Annotated in this window: 14 protein-coding genes; 1 reads left to right on the top strand and 13 read right to left on the bottom strand. The window is 69.8% G+C overall.

Going from position 1 to position 19,166, the window contains the following annotated elements; translation table 11 throughout:
• Positions 1 to 15: 15 nt before the first annotated feature.
• The 13 genes from ACYVO6_RS13605 to ACYVO6_RS13545 all read right to left on the bottom strand — a co-directional run bounded on the left by ACYVO6_RS13605 (position 16) and on the right by ACYVO6_RS13545 (position 17,806).
• Positions 16 to 2,253 carry an Ig-like domain-containing protein gene (locus ACYVO6_RS13605; protein WP_461060779.1) on the bottom strand — a complete coding sequence of 746 codons (2,238 nt, stop codon included), beginning with the start codon at positions 2,251 to 2,253 and terminating at the stop codon, positions 16 to 18.
• Positions 2,250 to 4,694: a glycoside hydrolase family 95 protein gene (locus tag ACYVO6_RS13600; RefSeq protein WP_461060777.1), complete on the bottom strand. Its 2,445-nt coding sequence runs from the start codon at positions 4,692 to 4,694 to the stop codon at positions 2,250 to 2,252. Before ACYVO6_RS13600 ends, ACYVO6_RS13605 begins: the two co-directional genes overlap by 4 nt.
• Entirely contained in the window at positions 4,687 to 5,796 is a 1,110-nt protein-coding gene (locus ACYVO6_RS13595) for an aldose 1-epimerase family protein (protein ID WP_461060775.1), read from the bottom strand. The genes ACYVO6_RS13600 and ACYVO6_RS13595 overlap by 8 nt, the downstream gene beginning before the upstream one ends.
• Complete coding sequence (locus ACYVO6_RS13590; RefSeq protein ID WP_461060773.1) at positions 5,793 to 6,524, bottom strand: SDR family NAD(P)-dependent oxidoreductase; 732 nt, start codon at positions 6,522 to 6,524, stop codon at positions 5,793 to 5,795. Before ACYVO6_RS13590 ends, ACYVO6_RS13595 begins: the two co-directional genes overlap by 4 nt.
• The gene (locus ACYVO6_RS13585; protein WP_461060771.1) at positions 6,521 to 7,717 is read right to left on the bottom strand and encodes a carbohydrate ABC transporter substrate-binding protein; all 1,197 of its coding nucleotides are present in this window, start codon (positions 7,715 to 7,717) and stop codon (positions 6,521 to 6,523) included. Before ACYVO6_RS13585 ends, ACYVO6_RS13590 begins: the two co-directional genes overlap by 4 nt.
• Positions 7,714 to 8,961 (bottom strand): CaiB/BaiF CoA transferase family protein, encoded by a 1,248-nt coding sequence (locus ACYVO6_RS13580; RefSeq protein ID WP_461060769.1) that lies wholly within the window; start codon positions 8,959 to 8,961, stop codon positions 7,714 to 7,716. Before ACYVO6_RS13580 ends, ACYVO6_RS13585 begins: the two co-directional genes overlap by 4 nt.
• Before the next feature lie 113 nt (positions 8,962 to 9,074).
• Positions 9,075 to 9,848, bottom strand: coding sequence for an enoyl-CoA hydratase/isomerase family protein (locus ACYVO6_RS13575; RefSeq protein WP_461060767.1), 774 nt, complete (start codon positions 9,846 to 9,848; stop codon positions 9,075 to 9,077).
• Positions 9,845 to 11,716 (bottom strand): right-handed parallel beta-helix repeat-containing protein, encoded by a 1,872-nt coding sequence (locus ACYVO6_RS13570; protein WP_461060765.1) that lies wholly within the window; start codon positions 11,714 to 11,716, stop codon positions 9,845 to 9,847. Before ACYVO6_RS13570 ends, ACYVO6_RS13575 begins: the two co-directional genes overlap by 4 nt.
• Before the next feature lie 112 nt (positions 11,717 to 11,828).
• Entirely contained in the window at positions 11,829 to 12,593 is a 765-nt protein-coding gene (locus ACYVO6_RS13565; protein WP_461060763.1) for an RraA family protein, read from the bottom strand.
• A gap of 86 nt (positions 12,594 to 12,679) precedes the next feature.
• Positions 12,680 to 14,623: a hypothetical protein gene (locus ACYVO6_RS13560; RefSeq protein ID WP_461060761.1), complete on the bottom strand. Its 1,944-nt coding sequence runs from the start codon at positions 14,621 to 14,623 to the stop codon at positions 12,680 to 12,682.
• 3 nt (positions 14,624 to 14,626) lie between these two features.
• Positions 14,627 to 15,550: a carbohydrate ABC transporter permease gene (locus tag ACYVO6_RS13555; RefSeq protein WP_461060759.1), complete on the bottom strand. Its 924-nt coding sequence runs from the start codon at positions 15,548 to 15,550 to the stop codon at positions 14,627 to 14,629.
• Positions 15,547 to 16,446: a carbohydrate ABC transporter permease gene (locus ACYVO6_RS13550; RefSeq protein ID WP_461060757.1), complete on the bottom strand. Its 900-nt coding sequence runs from the start codon at positions 16,444 to 16,446 to the stop codon at positions 15,547 to 15,549. Before ACYVO6_RS13550 ends, ACYVO6_RS13555 begins: the two co-directional genes overlap by 4 nt.
• A gap of 85 nt (positions 16,447 to 16,531) precedes the next feature.
• Positions 16,532 to 17,806, bottom strand: coding sequence for an ABC transporter substrate-binding protein (locus ACYVO6_RS13545; RefSeq protein WP_461060755.1), 1,275 nt, complete (start codon positions 17,804 to 17,806; stop codon positions 16,532 to 16,534).
• A gap of 187 nt (positions 17,807 to 17,993) precedes the next feature.
• Here ACYVO6_RS13545 and ACYVO6_RS13540 point away from each other — a divergent pair, with 187 nt between their 5' ends.
• Positions 17,994 to 19,145 (top strand): GntR family transcriptional regulator, encoded by a 1,152-nt coding sequence (locus ACYVO6_RS13540; protein ID WP_461060753.1) that lies wholly within the window; start codon positions 17,994 to 17,996, stop codon positions 19,143 to 19,145.
• Positions 19,146 to 19,166 lie beyond the last annotated feature (21 nt).

The following is a 19,166-nucleotide window of genomic DNA, read 5'->3' as shown; positions in this document are numbered from 1 at the left end:
ACCCGGAACGTACGGTCACTTGTTGATCTGCAGCCGGCTGAACGTCGCCGTGCAGTAGTTGGCGATGGCGTTCGCCTCCTTGTTCGCGTCCACGACGAGCCCCATGTGGACGCGCTCGGCCATGGGGATCCGCTCGTAGACGACGTGGCTGCCCCAGTTGAGCCCGTCCGAGGAGATATGCCCCTGCAGCTCGTCGCCGCGCTTGGTGATGCGCAGGTAGTACGGCAGGTCGTTCAGGTGCTCGTCCTCGTCCCACGGGAAGTCGCTGATCGACATCTGTGTGCCGTAGCGGCCGATGCGCATGCCGCGCGCCTTGAGCCCGCCGTCGACGTACATGACGCCGAGCGCCAGGAACGCCGAGTCCTGCGTCAGGTTCTCGCGGACCATGAGGCCGGCGAACACCCCCTCGTACACGGCGTCGAGCGAGTCGATCCGGGCCACGATCTCGGTGACCTCGTCGTCGGGAACGGTGAGCGGCTGGTGCAGGAAGGTGAACGCGTCCTTGCGGCCCTTGATCTTGCCGGAGCCCTTGAGCGTGACCTTTCCGCCCTCGATGGCGGCGGCGCCGGGGATGGGCACCTTGCCGATGTTCTTCACGCGCCACGGCGTAGTGGCCGTCGTGTGGTTGACGTGCACAGGGGTGCCCGTGGACGTGGTGGCCGTGCCGGTCGAGTCGGTGGCGCGGGCCGTGAGGTAGTGGGTGCCGTCCGGGGCTCCCTTCCAGGTGAAGGTATGCGGAGCCTGGGTGGTCTCGCCCAGCTTCTTCTCCGCCGCGTAGTACTCGACCGTGGCGATCGTCGCGTCGCCGGCGGCCTTGGCATCGACCTCCATGGTGATGTCGGCGGTGGTGCCCGTACCGGCGTAGACCTGGTTCTGCGCCGGGGAGGTGATGGTGACCTCGGGGTTGTCGCCGCCGGTGCGCCCGATCGAGTTGAGGTAGGTCTCCAGGCGCGTGTAACCGCCCTCGGCCTCGCCCTTCCAGTCGTCAGGGATGCCGTCGTGGTCGGAGTCCACCGGCGGCTTGGTGGAGACCAGCGGCACCCAGCCGCCCACCTCCCACTGGGAGTTGATCATTCGTCCGGTGCCGTTGCGGACGTCGGCGACGATCCGTGCGTCGATCGCGTCACGCCGCGGCAGTATCGCCCCGGCCCCGTTCAGAACGGCTTCAAATGCGTCCTGCGCACTCTGTTCCGGCAGCGGGTAGGGCAGCGCGACGGGCTGGTCGAGCAGGGTGATCCCGCCGACGTTCAGCTCGACACCCTTGCGGTTGTCCTCGGTCACCTCGTCGTGGCCCTCGATGGCATTGCCCTGCACGTACCAGGCGCCGAAGCGGTCGGGGCGCACGACGACCGGCGCCACTTCGGCGAGCGTGTTCGGGCCCGGCTTGTAGTAGTTGCCGACGATGTTGATGCCCTCGGCCCACTCGCCGCCGTAGCAGGAGGTGTAGCCGTAGTTGTAGATCACGTTGTTGCGGTGGTCCACCTGCTGAAGCAGGCCCTCCTCGAAGCCGAAGCGCGGATTGCGGCCACCGTTGTGGACCAGCAGGTTGTGGTGGTACGCGACGTTGTCGCCGCCCCAGATGCCACCGAAGCCGTGCCGTCCCTTCTCGTGGCGCGACATGGTCAGCGGCTCGGAGATGATGCACCACTGGACGGTGACGTTCTTGTTCTTGTACGGCGAGCAGTTCTCGTCCACGGCCCAGCTGAACGAGCAGTGGTCGATGATGACGTTCTCGCATTGCTCCATGCCGAAGCAGTCGATCCCGGTGCCGAGCAGGTCGCCGGCGCGGAAGCGCAGATAGCGCAGGATGATGTTGCTGCCCTTGATCTCGGTCTCGTTGCCGGCCACGCAGATCCCGCCGCCGGGTGCGGTCTGACCGGCGATCGTGAGATTGGAGCCGGTGATGTCGAGGCCGCCCTCGAGCTGGATGGTGCCCGAGACCCGGAAGACGACGGTGCGGTTGTCGGCCGAGACCGCGTCGCGCAGCGAACCCGGCCCGGCATCATCGAGGTTGGTGACCTCGTACACCTCGCCGTCCCGGCCGCCCGTGGCGTACATGCCGCCGCCCAGGGCGCCCGGGAACGCGGGCAGTCTGTCGGCGGACGGCTCGGGGAACGGGGCCGCGTAGGCCGGGGTCGTGCCCACCGGCCAGCCGGCCAGCGCGGCCGCGCCCAGAGCCGTGCCGGTGCCGATCACGAAGGACCGGCGGCCGAGCGGGGTACGTGGCGCGGGGTTTCCGTTGACGTCTGTCACGTTCGTTGCTCCTTGTCGACTCGGTGACCCTGCTGCACGGCTCTCAGGTGGTACTCGGCGCCGGGGCGGGTGGCGAAGGACACCACCAGCGGTTCGGGACGCTCGGCGAAGGCTCCCTCGACGTCGACGGGGTGGGGGGTGCGGACCCGGAGCGGCTGACCGGACAGGGAACGGATGACGGCCGACTGCAGGGCGCCGTCCTGCCACTCCAGGTCGATCTCGAAGCCGCCTCGTGCCCGCAGTCCGCGGAAGGATCCGCTCGGCCAGGCCGAGGGCAGCGCGGGCAGCAGCGCCACCTCGTCGGAGTGGCTCTGCAGCAGCATCTCCGTGATGCCCGAGATACCGCCGAAGTTGCCGTCGATCTGGAACGGCGGATGCAAATCGAACAGGTTGGGCGCGGTGCGCGCGGGGGTCAGGAGTTCGCTGAGCCGCTTGTAGGCGAGGTCCGGGTCGAGCAGCCGGGCATAGAAGTTGATCTTCCAGGCGAGGGACCAGCCGGTGCCCGAAGTACCGCGCAGCTCCAGGGTCTTGCGGGCGGCCGCGGCCAGCTCGGGTGTCCTGCGCGGGGTGATCTGCTCACTGGGGAACAGTCCGTACAGCTGGGAGACATGACGGTGGCGGACCAGCGCCGCCTCCTCCCAGTCCTCGAGCCACTCCTGGATCTGCCCGAGGTAGCCGATCTTGTTGGGGGCGAGGCGGCCCTGTACCTCTGCGACCCGATCGGCCATCGCGGGGTCCTTGCCGAGCAGCCGCGCGGCCTTGCGGAAGATGTCGAAGAGGTCCCGAAGGAGCTGCATGTCCATGGTGGGCCCGGCGCAGATGCTGACGCTCTCGCCCTCGTCCTCGTGGTGGGAGACCTCTGGCGAGTGCGAGGGGTTGGTGACCAGGTAGCCGGTCTTCGCGTCCTCCGTGAGGGTGTCGAGGAAGAACTCGACGGCTCCCTTGATGACCCGGTAGTTGTCGCGCAGCGCGTCGAGGTCTCCGGTGTACGTGTAGTGGTCCCACAGCATCACGCACAGCCATGCGCCGCCGGTCGGCCATATCCCGTACTGGGCGTAGTCGACCGGTGCGGTGCCGCGCCAGCCGTCGGTGTTGTGGTGCAGCACCCAACCGGGCGCGTCGTAAAGGGCCTTGGCCGTACGTGCGCCGGACTCGGCGATCTCGTGGATCATCCGGACGGCGGGGTCCCAGCACTCGGCGAGGTTGGCGGGGCCCGCCGGCCAGTAGTTCATCTCGAAGTTGATGTTGACGGTGTACTTGGACTCCCAGTTGGGCGTCATCGACTCGTTCCACAGGCCCTGCAGATTGGCGGGCTGGCCGGGCGAGCGGGAACAGGAGGCGAGCAGGTAGCGGCCGTACTGGAAGTAGAGCGCGGCCAGCTGGGGGTCGCGGCCGTCGGTGAAGAGCGGGATGCGTTCGTCGGTGGGCAGGGCGGTGCGCTCCGAGGTGCCCAGGTCGATGCCGACGCGGGTGAACAGGCGCCGGTAGTCGGCGACATGGCGGGCGCGCAGCTCCTTGTAGGAGCGCCCGGTCGCGGGGTCAAGGTGGCGGCGGGCGCGTTCGGCGGGGTCGGCGCCGACGTCGAGGTAGTTGCGGTAGCTGGTGGCCAGGGAGATCAGCAAGGTGACCGAGTCGGCGTCCGTGACGGTCAGTGTGCCGTCCGCGGACGTGCTCACCTCACCACCGTCCGCCATGGCCCTGACAACCCCACGGAAGCGTACGGACCCTTTGAGCCCGTACCAGTCACCGCTCACGCCGTCGAGTGCCACGGTCCGCTCGTCCACCGCCGAGGACTCGGCGTTCTGCGGTGTGTTGAAGCGGGCCGTGAAGCCGATGGAGGCCGGGGTGTCCGCGGTCAGGCGGACGGCGATCACCTGGTCGGGTCCGCTGGCGAACACCTCGCGGGTGTGGCGCACTCCGCCGCGTACGTACGACACCTTGGTGACGGCGGTCTCGAGGTCCAGCTCGCGCTCGTACTCGGTCACTTCACCTGTGGCGGCGAGGGCGAGCTCGAGGTTGCCGAGCACCTGGTAGGCGCACTGTTCGGAAGGGGTGCCGAGGAAGTGGGCGTCGGCGAGCTGCTGTGCCTGGTTCCACTTCTCGGCGATGACCAGACGACGGATCTCGTCGATGTACTCGACGCCGTCGGGGCGCGCGTAGTCGTGCGGGCCGCCCGCCCACAGGCTGTCCTCGTTGAGCTGGAGCCGTTCGGTGTCGGTGCCGCCGAACACCATTGCTCCGATCCGGCCGTTGCCGACGGGCAGCGCCTGGAGCCACTCGGTCGCGGGGCCGCGGTACCACAGGCGCATCGGGTTGCCGGGGTCGGGCGCTGCGTCCGCGGCGGTATGGGGCTGTGCCGAGGCGGGGAAGACGGGCAGGGCGGTGGCGGCCGCGCCGGCTCCGGCGGCGGCGAGGACATGACGTCTGGAGAGTTCAGGCATCGTCGGTCTCCAAGTGTTCGGCCAGGGCCGCGAGTTCGGCCTCGCCGCGATGGACACGGAAGCGGGTGCTGTACGTGCGGGACTCGCCGGGGCCGAGCCAGATCATCGAGCCGTCGGCACGGGCCGCGGCGTCACCGGCGACGTGATGCGTGGAGGGCTCGAGGCCGACCGCGTAGTCACCGGCGCGCAGATTGAGCCACTGGAAGAAGCACGGGAACGCGGCACGTTCCCACTCGACGCTCACGGCGAGGGCGAGCCGGTCGTTGACCAGCGCGGCTCCGGTCCAGCCGGCGCCGAGGTCGGCCAGCTCGTGCTCGTAGACCTGCTCGACGAACCCCGGCAGCGGGGCGGGCAGCGTCCGGTGGTCGACGCCCTGTTCGGTGACGCTGTCGGCCTGCCAGACCGTCTTGGCCACCGGGGCGAGGAACCGGCTGCCTTCGTCGAGCAGCGGCCAGCCGAGGTTGATGTGGTAGAGGAACATGTGCGGCATCGGGTCGAAGCCGGGGTTGGTGACCGTGTCGGTGAGCCGGATCTCGTCGCCGCCGAGGTCGGTTTCGATACGTCGGGTCAGGTTGAGGTTCTCGCCGAAGACGGCGGCCTGCCGTATCTCGCCCTCGGCCCACAGGACGCACCGCTCGCCTTCCCAGCGTTCGCCGTAACCGGTGAGCCGGGCGGGCAGGTTGGCGACGCGGCCGTGCAGTCCATGGCGTACGGACTCGCGCGGCGGGTAGCGGTAGCCGCTCGCCTCGACCTCGCCGCCGAAGAGGGTGTGGTCGAGGCCGCCGGTCACGGTGAGGCCGGAGAAGGAGCGCAGCCACGACAGGCCGTCCTCGTCGCCGTGCTCGTGCAGTGCGGGATGACGGAAGCCGGTGCGCGAGCGCCAGCCGAAGGAGTGTCCGCAGTGTTCGGCCGCGCCGATGTCCATGCAGCGGTCGACGAGCACATCGAAGGCGAGTCCGGTGCCGGTACGGAACTCCAGGGCGCGGATGCCGCGTTCGGCGCCGTCGGCGAGCGTCACCTGCCGTACTCCCCCGGCGGCCGTCAACTCTCCGGCACGCGCGGCCAGTTCGCGGGCGCCGAGCTGCTGTCCGTGGAGCTTCACGCCATCACCCACCCTCCGTTGACCTCGATGGTCTGTCCGGTCACGAACGAGGATTCCGGTCCCGCCAGGAACGCCACCACCGCTGCCAGTTCCTCGGGTCGGCCGCGGCGCTTGAGCGCCTGGTGGTCGAGGACGAAGGCCTGGTATGCCTCGGGGTCCTCGTGGATCTTCTCGGCGGCCGTGGGGAATGCCCCGGGCGAGACGCAGTTGACGCGGATCTCGTGCGGGCCGAGTTCACGGGCCAGCGCGCGGGTGAGGGCGACGGCGGCGCCCTTCGTGGCGACGTACGCGGCGAGGTTGGGCAAGACGCCGTGCCAGGTGAGGGAGGCGACATTGACGATCGAGCCACCTCCTGTCATGGCCCGGGCCGCGCGCTGTGCGCACAGCCAGTACGCGCGCTGGTTCACGGCATGCACGTCGTCGTACTCGGCGATCGGCACCTCGAGGAACGGGCGGGACGGGTAGATCGCCGCGTTGTTCACCAGCAGACCGACCGGGCCGAGCGAGTCCTCCGCGGCCGTGAACGCGCCCTCGATGGCGTCGGCGTCCCGCAGATCGACAATGAGGGCGAGCGTGTCGGCGCCGGTCTCCTTGACCGCCTGCGTGGTCGTATCGAGCGAGGCGGCGTCGGTGTCGAGGAGCAGGACGTCGTATCCGTCGCGGGCCAGGCGCAGGGAGATCGCCCTGCCGAGCGCGCCGCCGGCACCGGTGACTACGGCCGTGGTCATCGGGTCACCGCCTTCCGGTGTTCGTCGTGGCAGTGGTCGAGCTGGTCGAGGAGCTTTTCGTGCGGGGTTCCATGGGTCAGAGCTTCACGCAGCAGCCGGGACGCCTCTTCCTGAAACGCCGGGTAGCCGGTGTGACGCGGACGCACCCAGGCGCTCTCGACGGTGGTGAGAGTGGATTCGTAGAAGCCGCCCCAGCGGTCATTCGTCCATGGGTCCGTCCAGGCGGCGCGGGCGGCGGGCTGGCCGCCCATCACCGGGAACAGTTCGCGCTGTACGGGGTCGGCGAGCAGCCGGCGCAGATGGTCGCGGACCGCGTCGAGCGCGGCCGGGTCGCCGCTGTTGCGGTCCGAGACGGCGAGTCCGGCGCCGCCGAGCACGCTGCCGGGACGGCCGCCCGGGTGCCATGCGGGAGCGTCGGCGAAGGCGAGGGTGTGCGGCCCGGCGCGGGTGTAGGTGACGTATCCGTAGACCAGCGGGCAGTACGCGGGTCCATCGCCCGCGGACATCGCGCGCAGCAAAGCGATGGGGTTGGCGGTGCGCAGGTGAGGTGCGGTGCGGGCGGTCAGCTCGGCCATCACGTCGAGTACCAGGAGGCCCGCTCGGCGCGACACCACTCCCGGCCCCTGGAAAGGCTCCTCCCCCAGGGCGACGCTGATCGCGCAGAAGGTGAGGAAGGCGTGCGGGCCGCCCAGACAGAGCGCGAGCGGCACGCCGGACGGCAGTGCACTTACCTCGTACCAGGTCCGAGGCAGATCACCGGCGCCCAGAACATCCGGGCGATGGGCGCTCACCTGGGCCGCCGCATCGAGCGGCAGGGCCCAGGTACGGCCGTCCAGGACGTAGCTGTCGTAGCTGGCGCCGACGGCGCTCGCGCGCCAGCGGTCGAGTTCGGCCCGGCCGAAGAGGTCCTCCATCGCGAGCAGACAGCCGGATTCGACCGCCGCGCCCAGGCCCGGGTGGTCGATGACCAGGAGGTCGTACGTGGGGGCCAGGGTGGCCAGCGGTGTCGACTCGAAGCCGGACAGCGGCTGGCGGTCCCAGCTGAGCGGCCGGCCCACGGTCTCGCAGCCGGGCGGCAGGGAGGCGTCGAGCCGGGTGAGCTCGTCGAGCGGGCCGTAGCCGCGCGGGTGATCCCAGGTCAGGCCGCGCAGGGTGGCGGTGTGCGGGGGTGCGGGGGTCGCCGGAGCGGTCATCGGGCCTCCTCGGAGGCGGGTGCCTGTGGGGGTGTCTCGCGGGGGTGTACGGGCTCCGTGGAGCGCACGCTGCCCTCGGCGTGCAGGGTGTCCGACTGCCGCTCGGAGTAGCCGAGTTCGCAGAGGATCTCCCGGGTGTGCTCACCGGTCAGCGGGGCGCCGCGGTGGATCGCGGGCGGTGTGGAGCTGAAGCGGTACGGGAAGCCGGGCGTGGTGACCTCGCCCTCCACGGGGTGCTGGTAGGTGACGAAGGAGCGGTTGTGCCGCACCTGCGGATCGGCGAGGACCTCGGGGTACGCGTGGACCGGACCGGCCCAGATGCCGCGCTCGTCGAAGATCTGCAGCCACTCCTCGGTGGTGCGGTGCGGCAGCTGTCGGCGGACCAGGGCCGTGATCTCGTCGCGGCTGTCGTGACCGGCCACATCGGTGTCGAGGCCGCGCAGTTCGGGCACGTCAAGGGCGTCGGCGAGGGCGTCGAGAGGCGGCATGGCGAGGGCCACATAGCCGTCCTTGGTCGCGAACACCCCGTACGGAGCGCGGATATAGGTGTGGCCGTGGGGTTCGCTGCCGCGGGTCTGCGGGACGCCGCCGACGGTGTACACCGACAGCTCCTGCATCTGGGCGGCGATCGCCGCGTCCAGCATGTTGACGGTGACCAGCTGGCCTTCTCCGGTGCGTTCGCGGTGCAGCAGCGCGGCGAGCGCGCCCTCGAACGCCGAGTACGCGGTCAGTGCGTCGATCGCGTACGTGCCGGACGGCGCGGGCGGGTCGTCGGCGCGGCCGACGCTGTACATGGCGCCGGTTATGGCCTGCAGGAGGAGGTCCTGGCCCGGCCTTGTGGCATACGGTCCGGTGTCCCCGTATCCGGAGATGGAGACGTAGACGATCTCCGGGTTGACGGCGCGGATCGAGGCGTAGTCCATGCCGAGCCGTTCGGCGACTCCCGGCCGGTAGTTCTGCAGGAAGACATCCGCCTCACGGGCCAGGTCGAGGACCACGTCGCGGCCCGCCTCGGACTTGAGGTCGACGGCGAGGCTGCGCTTGTTGCGGTTGAGGGCGAGGAAGGAGGCGTTGAGCTGTGCGCCCTTCGCGCCGCCGGCGGGAGTGTGCCGCTGCCATTCGCCGCCGGGCGGTTCGACCTTGACCACATCGGCGCCCAGGTCGCCCAGGCGCATCGCCGCGAGCGGCCCCGCCATGGCGATGGACAGGTCCACCACCCGGTAGCCGTGCAGGATTCCCGTCATCCGTGTCTCCGTCGTCACGTTGCTGGTGCGGTTGCTTGTCCTGGGTCCGCCGGCGGCCGGGGAGAGCCGCCGGCGGACGGGCACCCCGATGGGGGTGGTCGGTCACGGTCCGGTCAGCGACCGGTGAACCGCGGTGTGCGCCGCTCGGCGAAGGCCGCCCGGCCCTCGGCGGCGTCCTCGGTGGCGAAGCACACCGTCTGCAGATCGCGCTCGTACTGGACGGCCTGCGCGAGCGGCATGCTGTGCGCGGCGTGCAGATTGGCCTTGGCCGTCTGGGCGGCGATGGGCGCCCGCGCGGCGATCCGTTCGGCCAACTCGACGGCGGCGTCAAGGAGTTCACCGTCCGGCACGACCCGGCTGACCAGACCCCAGGCCAGCGCCTGTGCGGCGTCGACGGGGTCGCCGGTCAGGAGCATCAGCGCCGAGTTGGACATACCGATGCTGTGCGCGAGCAGGGCGCTCTGTCCGCTGCCGCCGATCCAGCCGAGCTTGATCTCGGGGGTGGCGAACGTGGCGCTCGCACCGGCCAGCCTGATGTCGCAGGCCAGGGCGAGTTCGAGACCGCCGCCAAAGGCATAGCCACCGACCGCCGCGATCACGGGGGTGCGCAGGGCACGCACCGCGTCCCCGTAGTCCCCGCGGTTGCGGAACACCCACGGTGTCTCGTAGCCGTCGAGCTCGCGGATGTCGCTCCCGACGCTGAACGCCCGCTCCCCCGCGCCGGTCAGGACGACGCAGCGCACGTCGCCGTCCGCGTCCACCTCCCCCAGGACCCGGGCGAGTTCGGCGGACATGTGCGGGGTGACCGCGTTGAGCTTGGCCGGACGGTCCAGCGTCACCACGGCGACGCCGGACTTGCGCTCGCAGGTGATCCGGCCCTCGGTCACGGCAGGTCCACCTCGGCCGCGTACGGGAAGTCGTCCGTGACGCCGATCTTGTCGTACTCCATCTTGGAGGGGTCCCAGTCGTCCTCCCAGTTGGCGTTGCCGACGGTGCTGCACGGCGGCTTGTAGCCCTGGTACTTGTCGTCGAGGACCTCGCCGACCTCGATGTTGTCGAGGTGGAAGCTGCAGCCGCCGTTGTCCAGGTGGACTCCGCGGGTCGAGTTCCTGTTGGGCACGGACGGGTCGTTGATCACGTCGCCGATGACGACCTGGTCCACCAGGTTGTCGTGCTGGTACGGCTCGAAGTTGAGGGTGCCGTAGGCGTAGAAGGCGCTGGTCTCGCTGCTGTCCAGGCCCATCTCGTCCATGCGCAGGTACTTGAAGGTGTTGTCGCGGCTGTAGTTGTCCTCGTTGGTGGTCTCGGGCCGCCCTTCGAGGCTGACGCCGTGCCGGCCGCTGTGCTTGAAGTTGCTGAAACTCACCTCGTTGCGGCTGGTGTTCATCAGCTCCACGCCTGCCGCATCGCCCGGCAGCAGCTCGCCGTAGTGGTTGAAGTAGTTGTTGGTGATCAGGTGGCCGTGCGAGATGTCGCCCTCGCCGGGGTAGCCGCCCTCGACCTTGACGCCGTCGCCGCCGAGGTTCGTCAGAAGGCTGTCGCGTACGGTGAGCCCTTCGTTGGCGAAGAGCGCGTAGACGGCGTGGTAGCCGGTGTCGGAGATGTGCATCCCCTTGAGAGTGATGTCACGGCTGTTCGTGATCGTGACGGCGCCGAACCGGTTGCGGGGCATCTCGATCTGCCGGTCGTAGTGCGGGTACTTGTGCACATAGCCGGAGTCGCCCTCCTCGACCCAGCCGAAGCGGTACCACTCCATGAAGTCGCTGTACTGCAGGGCGAGTCCGTCGAAGGTGAGGTTCTCGACGCGCCGGTCCTCGTCCGCGCCCGCCACGTTCAGCAGCGTCGTCACGGTCGGCGCCATGATCTTCGCGTCGTCGATGTCACCGCGCGGCTTGTAGTAGACCGTGGACTCCTCGTCGTCCAGGTACCACTCACCGGGCTGGTCGAGGAAGTCGAGCGAGTTCTGCAGGAAGTAGCGCGAGCCGCTGTCGCTGTTCATGCCGGCGTAGCGCATCTGGTACTGGAGGGAGATCTGGCCCTTCTCCACGTTGACGTCCCTGATCGGGATGACGTCGTTGAACCAGGTCCAGCTGCCGCCGGACCAGATGTTGACCGATGCGTCGCTCAGGTCCCACTCCGGCTTCATGACACCGGGCTCGGTCCAGATCCAGCGGCGTACGGCCTCCTTCTCCGGCTCGGGGATGGTGGTGATCAGATACGGCGCCCACTCGGTCTCCGTCTTCCGGTTGGGGTAGCGGGCGACGGTGGCGCGCTGTCCGTCCTCGAAGAGCGTGTAGACGTTGTTGTCGACCTTGGCCTTGTAGATGCCGTCGCCGTGCTCCTTCCAGCCGGTGACGGGCTTGGCGCCCTGCAGGCGTGCCTTGCCGGGGCCGTCGTAGCTCCGGTAGACCACCTGGTGGTCTCCGGTGCCCGAGTCGCGGTCGTCGAAGTCGATCGTCTTGGCCACCGGGTAGTCGCCGGCGCGCAGGTTGACCACGATGTCGCAGTTCATCGACTTGGTCAGGCCCTTGGCGCGCAGCTGGTCGCGGGCGTGCTCGACGGTCTTCCAGGGTTCGTCCTTGGTGCCGTCCGCGCGGTCGCTGCCGCCGGGTGCGACGAAGAACTCCTTGGGTGTGCAGGGGCCCGCGGCCGTGGCGACGTCGCCGGACGGGAGGGTCACGGCGCCGGTGAGCAGCAGGAGGCCCGCCGCTGCGGCCACGGTGGCCGGCCTTGTTCTCTGGATGGTGCGCAACACAACGTCTCCTTGGGGTCGGGCGTGCGGTGCCGTTCGGTTCGGGAGGTACGTGCTTGCGGGAGGAATACGGGGCGCTGGTCAGCGGCCGACGCCGCGCCGACGGGGGCGCTGGTCAGGCGCCGTCGCCGCGCCAGCGCTCGTATTCGGCGCGGGTCTCGGTGGTGAGCGGGTAGTAGTCGGTGAGGGCGCCGCCCTCGTCGATGCGGGCGCGGCTGAAGCGCTCCCACTGCTCGTGTTCGCGGGCCGCGGTGATGACGTCATCGGCGCGCTGCCGGGGCACGATCACCGGGCCGTCGTCGTCGGCGACCACCAGATCGCCGGGCAGGACGAGCACACCGCCGCAGGCCACCGGCACGTCGTACGCCCAGGGGAAGAGCTCGGCCTGGGAGGCGTAGTGCGGGGTGGCGCCGGTGGACCAGATGGGCAGCCCGGTCTCCTTGACCCGGGGCGTGTCCCGGATACGGCCGTCGACGACGATCCCGGCGCCGCCCTTGCGCTGGAAGTAGCGCACCAGCATGTCGCCGAAGCAGCCGGTGTGGGTGCTGCCGTAGGCCTGGACGACGAGCACGTCCCCGGGTTCGACCGCTTCGAGCACGGCCCACAGAGCGGTGTGCCGCTCCACGTACTCCTGCCCGAGGCCGGAGGCGATGTCCTCGCGCTGGGGCATGAACTGCAGCGTGCGGGCGCGGCCGACGACCTTCTGGCCCGGGTTGAGCGGCCGTGGCCCGGAGACGAACGTGTGGCGGATCCCCTGGGCGTGCAGCTTGGCGCAGGCGGTGGCCGACGAGACCGCGGACAGCTCCCGCACCTGCTCGGGGTCGGCGCTGCCGGGCGGCTTGCCGCGGACCGGCAGTTCCCACACGTGTTGCTCTTCCACTGCTGTTCTCCTCACGTCGGACGGTGCTCGGGCGGGGTGGTGTCCCTGCCCGGGGAGTACGGCGGATCGGTTCGCGTCCTCGCGGCTCAGTTGTCGCTCGTACGAGGGCGTCGGTGGCCGGCGCGATAGGCGCGCGGGGTCAGCCGCAGGTCGAGCCGGATGCAGCGGCCGGGCGGCAGCTCGACCTCCAGCTCCGGGCCGTCGACGGCCATTTCGCGCTCGCCCAGGTCGGGGCGGGGTGCGCTGTACTCACGCGGGTCGCCAGGGTGGGCTGGCCCGGCCGTGTCCACTCGTACGCGGTCGATCCGGTGCTCACCGAGGGATCCGGCCCGCACCACGACTCGGCGTGTGCCCCGCAGTCCGGTGTGCACCAGCCGCAGCCGCGCGTGCTCCGGCCCGCTCTCCTCGACGAGCGCGGCTACATCGCGCGGCAGTCCGGGACGGTCGGCCACCGCGTCGTGATAGGCGAGCCGCAGCGGCAACAGGCCGCCGTTGTACAGGACTTGCGGGGTGCCGGTGGTCAGCTGGAGCAGCGCCTCGGTGACGACGGGGTTGAGCCGCTGCCAGTGGTGGATGTTCAGTTCGGCCGGGTCTGTGGTGTCGGCGTCGATCATTGCCATGCGCCGCTCGACCTGGGCCAGGGCGCAGCGCAGCATCTCCTCGGGGTAGCCGGGGTTGGTGCCGCGCAGATACTCCAGCCAGGGCGCCTCGTGTCCGGCCTCCTCCTTGTTGCGGAAGGGCCGTACGGTGCGCCAGTCGTAGCCGCTCGCCTTGCGCAGCCGGTCGATGCGGTCGGCGTCCTGCTGCTCGCCGCCGGCCTGCACCAGCCAGGCGGGCAGGCCGAGTTGGGGCGGCTGGTAGTCGAACCAGCCCTCGTCGGCGTACCGGTTGGGCACGAGCACGGTGGGCCGGTCCGCGTCCTCGCCGAGCTCTGCCAGCCAGCGGTCGCTGATGCTCATCGGGGTGGCGGTGACGGGCGCGGTGATGCCGTGCCGGGCGACGGTGTCCAGGGGTCCGCGGCCGATGTCCAGGCCGTCCGTGGCGCCGGTGAGCAGCACGGTGTTGAGAGCGGCCACGACGGCGGAGTTGCCCACGCTGTACAGGCCGTGCGGCCAGGACCAGCCGTAGTTGCCGCCGTACCAGCGGCCCTCGTGCAGCTCCCCCACGCGACCCGATGGGCCCACGTTGTCGGGCAGGATGCCGTCGCACTCGGCGGCCCTGCGCCGCCAGGCGTCGATGTAGCCGAGCGCCCAGTCGCGGTAGCGGTCGTCGTGGTCGTACAGCCAGGCGTTGGTGGCGAGGCTGGTGGCGGCGAGGTTGACGGCGGTGTCGCCGCGGCCGAGGCGCTGCTGCATCGCCGCGCCCATGCGCAGGGCGTTGCCCGGGTCCTCGAGATCCTGCCAGGAGGTGATCCCGGGCAGGTCCCGCAGCGGCAGTCCGTACGGGCGCATCGACGCCAGGTGGGCGCCGTAGGTCTGCCATTCGTCGTTGAGGCCGAAGCGCGGTCCGACGGCTCCGTTGTGCGGGGCGCGGATCGTGTCGGTGGCCGGGTCGTAGTTCCCGGTGGGCGATGTGGGCAGATACAGGTCGGCGAAGCGGCGGGCGCGTGCGGCGAACTCCTCGTCGCCGGGGTCGGCGGCGCAGATGCCGTAGAAGAGCAGCAGCGACTCGCCCATGTGGAACCAGTCGTAGCCGCGCTCGAACTCGTCCACGACCTGCCCGAGCTCCGTCAGCTGCGCGGTGACGCCGCGCCAGTGGTGCTTGGCGGCGCCCAACAGGTCGTCGACGCCGCCGAGTTGGTAGAGCACGGGCCAGTTGAAGAAGGCCTCGTAGAAGTCGTCGGCGCCGTCACGGCTGGCCACGGGACCGTCGTAGCGCAGGCTGCCGTCGGGTGCGCAGTACCGTTCGGCGAAGGCGCGCCAGGCCTCGTCCAGTACGTCGAAGAGCCGGCGCTCGAGCACCGCCCACACCGGTGGTGCGCCGACGGGCACGGTCGCGGTGACGCGTGGCAGGGGTGTGTGCTGGTTCATGTGTCAGCCCCTCGTCGCCCCGGCCGTGAGGCCGCTGATGATGTAGCGCTGCATGAAGACGAAGAAGACGAGCAGCGGCGCGACGGCCAGGAGCAGCGTCGGGAAGACCACGGTGTAGTCGGTCTGGTACTGGCTGACCGCCGCGTACACCCCGGTGGTGACGGTGTACAGACCGCTGCCGGGCCCGAGGATGATCTGCGGGTTCACGAAGTCGTTCCACACCGAGAAGGTGTTGAGGATGACCATGGTGGCCACCACCGGCCGCATCAGCGGGAACACGATCTGCCAGAAGGTGCGGATCCGTCCGGCGCCGTCCACGGCCGCGGCCTGGTCGAGTTCGCGCGGGATGGTCGCGATGTACCCGGCGTACAGGAAGATCGAGAACGGCAACGTGAGGACGGTCTCGAAGAGGACGAACCCGCGTACCGTGCCCATCAGTCCGAGCGTCTTCAGCACGTATACGACCGGGATCACGAGGACCTGGCTGGGGATGAAAGTGCCAGCCAGGAAGAACAGCATCAGCGCGCGGTGGCGGCGCCTGCTGCTGCGGGCGATGACATACGCGGCCGGTCCGGCGAGCGCCACGGAGAGCACGTTCACGCAGACGACGAAGAGCAGCGTGACCGCGTATCCCTGGACGATGTCGAACTGCTCGTTCTGGAAGACCTTTTCGAGATACGTGAGCGAAGGGCCGCCCGAGGGAAGGCCGAACGGGTCGGTGACGATGTCCTGTTGGGACTTAAAGGCGTTGACGACCAGGACGTAGAGCGGCACGAGCATGACGAGCGCAGCGACGGACAGGAAGAGCAGCCGCACTCGTCCGCGGCGCTTCGGCCGCTTGTGTACGACGGGTGTCTTCGGGGCCACGGCGGCCGGGACGACCGCGGGCTTGGGGCGTACCTCGGGGGTGCGGGTGTCGGGGATCATGAGTACACCGCCGCCTCTCCGTTGCGGCGCAGCCGGGCGACGGCGAACGCGAGCAGCGCGGTGACGACCATCAGGAGCACCGACTGGGCGGAGCCGAGGCCGAGCCGGCCGTCGTGGAAGGAGTTCCACAGGATGAGATAGGCGACCGTCTGCGTCTCACCGGCCGGTCCTCCGGCGGTCAGCGAGACGACCAGGTCGTACGTCTTGAGCAGGGTCACCAGCGAAAGGACCAGGTTGATGGTGACCGACGGGCCGAGCGCGGGCAGGGTGACGTGCCGGAAGATCTGCCACCGCGTGGCACCGTCGATCCGTGCGGCCTCGATCAGCGAACGCGGCACCGCCTGCAGGCCTGCCAGGTAGAGCACGACGTTGACGCCGAAGGCCGACCAGACCACGACGGCGATCAGGGTGGCCAGCGCCCAGTCCGGGTCGGAGAGGAAGGGCAGGACCTCTCCGCCGCGCCGGGTGATCCAGGTGTTGACGGCTCCGGTGGTGCCGAGGATGGCGCTCCACAGGAAGCCGACGACCAGGGCGCTCAGGACGTGCGGATAGAAGAGGACCATGCGGAAGAAGGAGTTCGCCCGCGAGGTGCCGTTGAGCAGCAGGGCGCAGCCGAGGCCGAGGACGTTCAGGCCGATAGTGCCCAACGCGGCGAGAAGCAGCGTGACCGTGACAGCGCGGCGCAGCGCTGGATCGCTCACGAGGTCGGCGTAGTTGGCGCCGCCGACGAGGTTCGGGCTCGCGCTGTAGCCGTCCCAGTCGGTGAGGCTGAGGTAGGCGGCGAGGCCCACCGGGACGGCCAGCATCACCGTGTAGAGGACCGTGGCCGGGGCGACCATGACGAAGGAGGCGAGTCCCTCCCCCCGGCCGGGGCCTCGGCTGCGTCTGCTGAGCATGGGCGGTGCCTTCCTGGTCCGTAGAGCGTGCGGGGTCCTGCGGGTGGGTGCGGGCGAACAGCTCACAACCTGCGGTCGGGTGAGGTCAGAAGTGCGCCTTCACCCAGCGGTCCACGGCATCGGCCACCTGCTTCGGCGAGCGGCCCGTGTACAGGCCCTGCACCTCGGTGTTCCAGGCCGCGTTGAAGCCGCGCGGCAGGGTGCTGTCGCCATAGCCCTCGCCCTGCGGGACACCTGCGAGTGCGTTCTGCAGGATCTGCTGCACCTGCTCCTCGAGCGGGGTGAACTTCCGCTCCACGTCCCGCCGGAAGTTGCCGTCCTGCTGCAGCTGGCGGGCGATCGCGTCCTTGTCGGTGACCAGCCACTCGACGAGTTCGAGGGCGAGATCGCGCTGCTTGCCGTCCTTGAGGACCATGTACGGAGCCGCCATGGTGGCGCCCTGCGGGCCGGGGCTGTCCTGGCCCTCCTCGACGGGGGCCGGGAAGACGCCCACCTCGAAGCCGGGGTCGGCGGCCGCCGCGGATGCGGTGAACCAGCTGCCCATCACGTACATCGCGGACTTGCCGGTGAGGAAGGAGGTCTCGCCGTCGGCGTTCTTCAGACCGAGCGCGTTCTTGTCGAGATAGCCGCGCTCGAGCCAGCTGTCGTAGAGCTCCAGATACGGCAGCATCGCCTCACCGGCCGTGCGCTTGCCGGCCTTGACGTCTGCGTGCCAGTCCGGGTGGCGCTGGTTGAGCGAGGGCACGGAGAGCTGGAGCAGCTGCAGGCCGGTGACGAACTCACCGGAGGTCTGCAGCGGCAGATATCCCGCCTTCTTCAGCTTCCCCATCGCCTCGGTCAACTCGTCGAGGGTCTTGGGCAGTTCGTCGATGCCGGCCTTCGAGAAGGCTTCCTTGTTGTAGAACACGAGCGACTGGGCCTGCTCTCCGACACCGACGGTGTAGATCTTTCCGTCGAGTGCGGCCTCCTCGACCAGGGGCGTGTTCTTGACCCAGGGCTGGTCGGTGAGTTCGAGCATCTTCGGCGCGAGCGCGGTGTCGACCATGAGCGTCTCGACGACGTCCGGTGCGTCACCCGCGGCGAGCTGCTGCTGCAGGGTATCCGCCACGCCCTTGCCCGACGGTGCCTCGATCTTGACGTCCACGCCCTTGTGGGCCTTCTCGAAGGGCTCGACCAGGTCGTTCCAGAACTCCTGGGTCAAGTTCGGGGTGATGTTCACGAGCATGCGCACCGTGCCGCCGTCGCCGTCCTCGCCCGCCGCTCCGTCGGAGAATCCGCCGGATCCGCAGGCCGTCGTCAAGCCGAGCGCGAGCACCGCGGCGATACTCGCCCATGCCTTGCCGGTCCGCCGTTGACGCATCGGTTCCTCCTCGGGGAGCAGAGTCGACCATGCTTAAGTGGGTCAATAATCGAGCAACGATAAGTTAGTATGTTCGTGACAGATCTGGCGTCAACAGCTGCGGCAGCACTAAAAGTTGATGACTGCCGGAGCGTCGCCCCGGCACAGTGAGTCAGAAGTCCATGGGTTCACGGAGAGGGCCGCACCTATGACCGTTCCTGATCTGCCGAGCTTTCCGAAGCTCAGCGCGGAGGACCGCGCGGCGCTGGGCGAGTGGGCCCGCGAGCAGCCCGAGTCGATGCGGCTGCGCAGCAAGATCGTGCTGGCCAGCGCGGAAGGGCTCGGCACCACCGAGATCGCCCGCCGGCTTCGGGTCAGTCCGGCGACGGTGGGCAAGTGGCGTGAGCGGTATCTGAGTCGGGGCGTGGCGGGACTCGACGACGCTCCTCGCCCGGGCCGCCCGCGCAGCGCCAACCGGCAGGAGGCCGAGGAGCGCATCGCGGCCGCGATCCGTGCGGCCAGGGACGGTGGCATGGCCCCCTCAACCCGGTCCCTTTCGCGTGAGCTCGGACTGTCCCAGTCCACCGTCGCGCGTATCTGGCAGGAACAGGAGGCTCAGCTCCCCGTCCTGCCGGGGCAGCGCACGACGGAAGCGGCCGCGCCCGTGGACGGCGCCATGCCCGTGGCCCCACCACCGCCCCGGCAGCTCCTGTCGGATCACGTCTATACGCTGCTTCGGGACTGGATCGTCGGCGGTGAACTCCCGCCCGGGCAAAGGCTCGTGGAGTCCGAGATCGCCCGTCGCGTGGGCACGAGCCAGGCCCCCGCCCGTGAGGCGATCAAGCGTCTCGCCCATGAAGGGCTGCTGGTCACCCAGCCGCACCGCGGCACCTATGTCGCCCAGGTCTCCGAGCGGCAGGCTCAGGAAGTACGGGACATCCGCGTCCTGTTCGAGGAGTACGCCGCCCGCAGGGCGGCCGGCCGTCTCGACGCCGAGCAGGTGCGGCTGCTCACCGAAGACGTCGACAGGATGCGCGGCTGCGCCCGGCAGAACGACATAGGCGCCTTCCGTGACGCCGACATGTCCTTCCACCGTCATGTCTGCGAGGCCGCGGGCAATGCGGCGATGATCCGCCTGTGGCGCATGATCGAGTCCAGCATGTGGGGTCTGCATGTGCTCGGCAATCCGCGCTACGGCGGCGACTGGGGCGCGATGGCCGAGTACCACGCGGAGCTGCTCGACGTCCTGCGCTCCGGCGACCCGGATGTGGCCGGGCCCATGTTCGCGGCCCATGCGGCGGGCGAGGCCTCGCGCTATCACCGGGACCACCCCGGGACAGCGGCTTCGACTCCCGTTTGAACACTGCCAGTTGATCCACTT

The organism is Streptomyces pseudoechinosporeus (assembly GCF_054783935.1).
Note: the sequence above shows the minus strand (reverse complement) of the source record. Positions and strands in the feature narration are given on the sequence as shown.

Coding starts and splice junctions, on each gene's coding strand:
- ACYVO6_RS13600 (WP_461060777.1), bottom strand. CDS start 4,694: ATGCCTGAACTCTCCAGACGTCATGTCCTCGCCGCCGCCGGAGCCGGC.
- ACYVO6_RS13590 (WP_461060773.1), bottom strand. CDS start 6,524: ATGACCACGGCCGTAGTCACCGGTGCCGGCGGCGCGCTCGGCAGGGCG.
- ACYVO6_RS13585 (WP_461060771.1), bottom strand. CDS start 7,717: ATGACCGCTCCGGCGACCCCCGCACCCCCGCACACCGCCACCCTGCGC.
- ACYVO6_RS13580 (WP_461060769.1), bottom strand. CDS start 8,961: ATGACGGGAATCCTGCACGGCTACCGGGTGGTGGACCTGTCCATCGCC.
- ACYVO6_RS13560 (WP_461060761.1), bottom strand. CDS start 14,623: ATGAACCAGCACACACCCCTGCCACGCGTCACCGCGACCGTGCCCGTC.
- ACYVO6_RS13555 (WP_461060759.1), bottom strand. CDS start 15,550: ATGATCCCCGACACCCGCACCCCCGAGGTACGCCCCAAGCCCGCGGTC.
- ACYVO6_RS13550 (WP_461060757.1), bottom strand. CDS start 16,446: ATGCTCAGCAGACGCAGCCGAGGCCCCGGCCGGGGGGAGGGACTCGCC.
- ACYVO6_RS13545 (WP_461060755.1), bottom strand. CDS start 17,806: ATGCGTCAACGGCGGACCGGCAAGGCATGGGCGAGTATCGCCGCGGTG.
- ACYVO6_RS13540 (WP_461060753.1), top strand. CDS start 17,994: ATGACCGTTCCTGATCTGCCGAGCTTTCCGAAGCTCAGCGCGGAGGAC.